The following is a 1,056-nucleotide window of genomic DNA, read 5'->3' as shown; positions in this document are numbered from 1 at the left end:
CTAGGTGTATTGACTCGCAGGGTTGTTCACACGGCTGATGGGCGGGTGTCCGCCCAGTGCGGTGTGGCAGCGGTGGTGGTTGTAGGTGTGGAGGAAGTCTGTGAGGGCTTCGGTCCGGTCCTGGTTCGAGGTGTAGGGCCGAAGGTAGGCCCACTCGTCCAGGAGGGTGCGGTTGAAGCGTTCGACCTTGCCGTTGGTCTGGGGCCGGTAGGCGCGGGTGAGTTTGCCGCTCGCGCCGAGCTCGCCCAGGACGGCTTTCCAGGCCAGGCCCTTTCGGTAGGCCCACGCGTTGTCCGTCAGGACCCGCTCGATGCGGGTGATGCCCTGGCTGTGGAAGAACGCGGCCGCGCGGGTGAGGAAGCCTGCGCAGGTCGCGACCTTTTCGTCCGCGTGGATCTCGCTGTAGGCAAGGCGGGAGTGGTCGTCGACGGCGGAGTGGACATAGTCGAATCCCATCCCGCGGATTGGCCGACCCGCTTCCCGGCCCAGGACGCGGTGGCCGCCGCCGTCGGGAATCCGGCCGAGTTTCTTCACGTCCACGTGAACGAGCTCGCCTGGACGCTCGCGTTCGTAGCGTCGGATCACAGTCCCGGTGGGACGGTCGAGCCACGACAGCCGGCTGAGACCGTGGCGGGTCAGGATCCGGTGGACGGTCGAGGCGGGCAGCTCCAGGACCGGGCCGATCCGGGCGGGGCCGAGTTTGCGGGCCCGCCGCAGGTCACACACCCGGGCCTCGATATCGGCCGGGGTCCGGTGCGGCGTCGTGCGCGGCCGGCTGGACCGGTCGTGCAGCCCGGCCTCGCCTTCGGCCCGCCACCGCCGCATCCACTTGTGGGCAGTGGCCCTCGATACACCCATCTCAGCGGCCACATGGGCGACCGGGCGGCCTGATACGACACGTTCGACCAGCAGTCGCCTACCGAAGACGGTCAACCGGGCATTACGGTGAGACACGAAGACCTCCGTGCGGTGAGTTCCCAGACAGCTCCCACCACACCGGAGGTCTTCGCCATATTCAAGACCTACCGAGTGTCAACAACGCTCGTGATCAATACA

The 1,056-nt window shown here is 67.5% G+C and carries 1 protein-coding gene; it reads right to left on the bottom strand.

Annotated features, from left to right (window positions below; genetic code table 11):
• Complete coding sequence (locus ACIBBB_RS36160; protein ID WP_398989728.1) at positions 1 to 954, bottom strand: IS481 family transposase; 954 nt, start codon at positions 952 to 954, stop codon at positions 1 to 3.
• Positions 955 to 1,056: the final 102 nt, after the last annotated feature.

It is taken from the genome of Streptomyces sp. NPDC051217 (genome assembly GCF_044455465.1).
Lineage (GTDB): Bacteria > Actinomycetota > Actinomycetes > Streptomycetales > Streptomycetaceae > Streptomyces.
This window is presented reverse-complemented; position numbering and strand designations above follow the sequence as displayed.